General features: G+C 61.7%; 8 protein-coding genes. All 8 read right to left on the bottom strand.

Annotated elements, in window-relative coordinates:
- A partial coding sequence (locus JJ869_RS22125; RefSeq protein WP_292270857.1) for a hypothetical protein occupies positions 1–251 on the bottom strand: 251 nt, incomplete at its 3' end.
- Complete coding sequence (locus tag JJ869_RS22130; RefSeq protein WP_292270859.1) at positions 251–1159, bottom strand: hypothetical protein; 909 nt, start codon at positions 1157–1159, stop codon at positions 251–253. The genes JJ869_RS22125 and JJ869_RS22130, both read right to left, overlap by 1 nt.
- Positions 1156–2325 carry a tail fiber domain-containing protein gene (locus JJ869_RS22135; RefSeq protein ID WP_292270861.1) on the bottom strand — a complete coding sequence of 390 codons (1170 nt, stop codon included), beginning with the start codon at positions 2323–2325 and terminating at the stop codon, positions 1156–1158. The genes JJ869_RS22130 and JJ869_RS22135 overlap by 4 nt, the downstream gene beginning before the upstream one ends.
- Entirely contained in the window at positions 2318–2830 is a 513-nt protein-coding gene (locus tag JJ869_RS22140; RefSeq protein ID WP_292270863.1) for a hypothetical protein, read from the bottom strand. The genes JJ869_RS22135 and JJ869_RS22140 overlap by 8 nt, the downstream gene beginning before the upstream one ends.
- Entirely contained in the window at positions 2830–3813 is a 984-nt protein-coding gene (locus tag JJ869_RS22145; protein WP_292270866.1) for a head decoration protein, read from the bottom strand. Before JJ869_RS22145 ends, JJ869_RS22140 begins: the two co-directional genes overlap by 1 nt.
- Complete coding sequence (locus JJ869_RS22150; RefSeq protein WP_292270868.1) at positions 3813–4019, bottom strand: hypothetical protein; 207 nt, start codon at positions 4017–4019, stop codon at positions 3813–3815. Before JJ869_RS22150 ends, JJ869_RS22145 begins: the two co-directional genes overlap by 1 nt.
- A complete protein-coding gene (locus tag JJ869_RS22155; protein ID WP_292270870.1) occupies positions 4016–4369 on the bottom strand; it encodes a hypothetical protein in 354 nt (117 codons plus the stop codon). The genes JJ869_RS22150 and JJ869_RS22155 overlap by 4 nt, the downstream gene beginning before the upstream one ends.
- On the bottom strand, positions 4366–4569 hold the full coding sequence (locus tag JJ869_RS22160) for a hypothetical protein (protein ID WP_292270872.1): 204 nt from the start codon (positions 4567–4569) through the stop codon (positions 4366–4368). The genes JJ869_RS22155 and JJ869_RS22160 overlap by 4 nt, the downstream gene beginning before the upstream one ends.
- Positions 4570–4692 lie beyond the last annotated feature (123 nt).

Consider the following 4692-nt stretch of genomic DNA (forward strand, 5'->3'; position numbering starts at 1 on the left):
ACCATCTGCGCCAGTACTGCGATGGCCGGGTCCTGCCGGTCCATCAGGAAGTTGTGCCGCAAATGTCCGAGATGGTTGGTCTGGTCGCCAACGTTACGGCCGTCGCCCGCGTCTTGAATGCGGTTCGCCACCGCATCCTCGGCCGCCAGCGCGTAAAGTCGGTCATTGAAACCCTCGGGCATCTCCCAGTGCTTGTGCAGGACGAAAGCGGGATAGATCAGCTGGAACTCGGTCGTGGTCGCGATTTCCATCACACCACCTCCAGGATAATCTTCCCGATTGCGGTGTAATGCTCAGTGTTGATCTTGACCGCAATCTGATCTCCCGGACGGAGTCCCAGCGCGTCGACGGCAAAGCTGCCCGCGCCGCTCGCATCGGTCATCAGCCGCCGTTTGGGCAGATAACCAGCGTCGCTCTCGAGCTTCAGTGCCAGTTCGTGCGCGCACGGCGTACCATACCCATTCCATTTCAGCGCGACGGGCACTTGGGCACGGCCGCCTGCAGGAACGGTGATAGGTTCCTCCGCCGCTGCCGCGTGGAAGTAGAACTGTTTGAACCACTGACCGTCATTGGGGATGGTTGCATCATCGATCCGGCCAGCGACAGTGGTGCCGTTCAGCAGGATGGGGTCCTGATCGCAGAGGATCTCGATCCGAGCGGAGGATAGCTGTCCCTTGATGGGCATGAAGATGACCAATGCATTGGATGCCTGCATGCGCGCCCGATGGCGGAAAGAATAATCCACCTTTTCGCGGGCAGATTGGGCAAACCGGTTGCGCCACGGCAGTGGAAACCCAGCGTTGTCCGTCATGATGTCGATCAGTGCATAATCGGTGAGTTCATCATAGCCGTGCATGCCATCGAGGAAGACATAGGATCGGCCCTTGTAGAGACCGCCATGGGGACACTCGGGAAGGTCTGGGACAAACAGACCATTTCTTTCGAGGTCCACAAAGCCTGAGCGCGTGACATAGGCAAAAGGCGTCTCAAGCAGGGGCAGCAGTTCATTCCATGGGAGCATTCCAAAGCCATCTCGCAGGCCCGTGCCTGCTTCGCAAACTTCAAACACTGCAATCCCTGCATAGGTGTCCTGGACATCGACGGCGTAATGCAGGCGCGAGCCCGTGTTGTAGATGACATGCAGTCCGGTCTCGATCACGGTGCGGTCCTTTTCAGCTGATCGACCTCTTGGGCGAGGTCCTTGATGGCCTCGACCAAGAGGCCCACGAGATTGCCATAGGCGAGGCGCAGCACACCTTCGGCTTCGACCACAGCCTCGGGTGCTACGGCCTGCACCTCCTGCGCGATGAGGCCCATCTGTCGGGTATCACTGCCCGCTATGGTGAAGGTGACGCCGGTCAGCGCCTGCACTTTGGCCAGTGCCTCGATGATGGGCGCGATGTCAGATTTGAGACGCGCGTCCGAGGAGGAGACGAAGTTCGGCGCGGTGACGGTGCCGGTGAAGGTCGCTCCTGTCAGTTTGGCAAAGGCACTGGCGTGGCTGCCATCAAGCAAGTCGGCATCAATTCCAGACCCAGAGCCATCCACCGTCACCAGCTTGGCCAGAACCTGTCCCGCGGTATCGGGCGATCCATCCGCTCCCGCGGGACCTTGAGGGCCTGTTGCGCCGGTCGGACCAGTTGGGCCAGCCGGCCCCTGCGGTCCCGTTGGGCCAGTGGCGCCTGTATCCCCCTTGGGACCTGTCGCGCCGGTTAGTCCGGTGGCGCCGGTATCGCCTTTGAGGTTGACGTAAGTCCCCCAAGTGGAACCGTTGTAAAAGCGCAGGCTGGTTCCGGACCATTGATGGGCGGGCGTCGGTCCTGTGGCACCCGTTGGGCCCTGAGGACCTGTCGGGCCTGTGTCACCTTTTGTGCCTGTTGCCCCGGTCGGACCTGCCGGACCTTGCGGTCCAGTTGGACCGGCGTCGCCCTGAGGCCCAGTTGCACCGGTTGCCCCTGCGGCACCAGTTGCGCCCTTGAGATTGACGTAAGCGCCCCAAGCGGTGCCAGTATAAAACCGAAGGCTCGTGCCAGACCATTGATGCGCCGGCGTTGGACCCGTGGCACCGGTAGCCCCAGTTGGGCCGGCTGGCCCTTGCGGACCAGTTGGACCACTCGCACCCGTAGCACCGGTGGCACCTTGCGGCCCAGCTGGCCCCTGAGGCCCCGTCTGTCCAAGCTCGACCACAGTTTCCGCACCGGAGACACGCTTCAGAAACAGCTTGCCGTCGGGGACATTTACCGCCAGTTCCCCAGCAGCGAGTTGCGCCGCGGTCGGCACCCGGCCGGCGACGGTGGTGCGCTTGACGAGAATCGTGTTAACCATTTGTCTGCCCTTCATTTCCAGAAGGGCGCGAGACCAAGGCTGTGCTCCTGCCTATTTGTACTCTACCAGTCTCCGCCCACGCCAGCTCGCGTACAACGTTGCTGATTTGGCGTTGGCTGCAGTTGAACAGATCACCAATGACCTGCTGCGACAAACCACGAGCATAGAGTTCTCGAATTTCTGCTGCCGCTTTCTCGGAAAGCGCACAGTACGTCCTGTTTCTCGATTGCGTAATTGCGTCGGCCCAGCGGCAATTCGATGGCTCGTAATTGCCCCTCGGATTGATGCGGTCGAGCGTCATGCCATCAGGCCTCGTGCCCATATCCGTCAAGAACACTTCGAACTTAGACCAACGATCAGATATCTTGATCCCTGCGTAGGCATCATTCTTGCGTCTAGGATCAGGCCTTGCGACCCGGCGCCGCATTTCCAGCCAGGAACCATACGTGCGCGCGACCGCTTCTCCTCGGGTGGCTTTAAGTTTTTGTCGTCGATTATCCGGCATCAAAAAATCCCTCCATCGAGTGCGATCCCCTCGATCGAGCCGCCGGTGATCGTGACATTGCTGGAGGCTTGCGTGGCCATGGACCCCAGCCCAAGGTTCGAGCGTGCTGTCGTCTTGTTCGGCAGATCAGAGAGGTTCGAGGCCGCGGCGAGTTTGCCCGCCAGCGCGTTCGTAACCGTGGTCGCAAAGTTCGGATCATCACCCAGAGCGGCTGCCAACTCGTTCAGCGTATCCATGGCGCCGGGAGCGGCATCAATAAGCGCACCGATGGCAGCAGCCACAAAGGCTGTTGTCGCAATCTGCGTTGTGTTCGTACCGGCCGTTGCAGTGGGGGCGGTCGGCGATCCTGATAGTGCCGGCGACGCGAGAGGTGCTTTTGCATCCAGCGCCGTCTGGAGCCCCGTGACTTGCGCGATCGAATGGCTGTGGCTGGAGGGCGTAAAGCTCGTAGGCTTGCCGGTGATCCCGGCCCAGGGAGCGGCATCAGCAACTTCCGCGGCATCCACCTTGCCATCATTGTCGGTGTCATAGGTGGATTTTGCCATGTCGCCGGCGCCAAAGCCGGCAATGGCCTGATTGACGAAGGCCGTCGTTGCAATCTGTGTCGAGTCCGTGCCCGCGACCGCCGTCGGCGCCGTGGGCGATCCTGTGAAGGTGGGTGACGCCAAGGGCGCTTTCGCTGATAGCAGACTGTCGACCTGCGACTTGCGGACAAGATCAGTCCCGCTGCTGGCATCTTGGCTAGACTTCGGAGCGGTCGAGAATGTTTTCGCCCCACTTACGGTCTGCGTGCCCACCAGCGCCAGAAAGCCGCCACTCCCTGCTACGGGGACGATGGAGGTTGCATTGCCGCTGCCGTCGTCGCCCTTGCCGACATAGACCGTGTTGTCGACCTCGTTGTGAGCAAGCTCGCCTGATTTCAGTGCCGCGGGCGCACCCGCCACGCCGGAGACGCGGCGTTTGAGTTGGATGGTATTGGCCATCAGAAAAATCCTCCATTGATGGGGGCGTCGGTGGGCAGGATCGTGATGCCCGGATCACCTTGATCGCCCTTGTCGCCTTGTGGGCCTGTCGCCCCCTGCGGTCCTGGCTGGCCGCCAAGGCGAATGCGGAAGGGCCCAGAGACAACGCGCACCTTGATCGGCGCCGTGATGGTGATCGGGCCTGTTTGCGGAACCGCTTCGCTCATGGGCTTAGCCCTCGGGTCACCGGCAGCATCACGGGGATCTCAATGAGAAAGCCCAAGTGCAGGTCTGGCTCGAGATCGGTGCGCACCAAGTCCAACACCACACGGCCGGGCGTGAGCCCTGCGGTTTGGGAGGGCGTCAAAGACAGTTCCAACACCGTATCGGTGACGTGCTCTATCCCGCCATCAGCGCTTGAGAGTTCTGCCAGTAGCGTCGGGTCACTGGGCTTGAGGCGCAGATGGCCGGCATAGCTTGCACCGTCCGCAAAAACCGGTGCCTCTGCCTCAATCTGCAGACGCCAAGCATAGCCAACGAGGATCGCCGGACCTTCGCTCAAAGTGGCCACGGTCATGGCTGCCACCCGCAGAGCCGCGCGCCGACTTCATTATGGGCAACGATCCGGGCCAGAGTGGCATCGCTCAGCACATCCTGACGGGACGGACGAATGGGCTCAGCCCAATCGCAATCGTCGCGCAGCCCCCGCGGATCAATCGCGCATCCAGCGGTCAGCCCGACGCTCAAGATCGGTATGAGCAGTGTTTTGAAGGTCATGACGGATGTCCTTGGACGTTTGCAGCGCGCGGACACGGGCATCGGCGCGGCGGATGGCGAGGTCGGCCTCTGCGGCGTGCTTGCCCTGCCGGAGCAGGATCCAGACTGCGACGCCAACGGCCG

This window comes from Marivita sp., from assembly GCF_017643905.1.
In the GTDB taxonomy this organism is placed as follows: domain Bacteria; phylum Pseudomonadota; class Alphaproteobacteria; order Rhodobacterales; family Rhodobacteraceae; genus Marivita.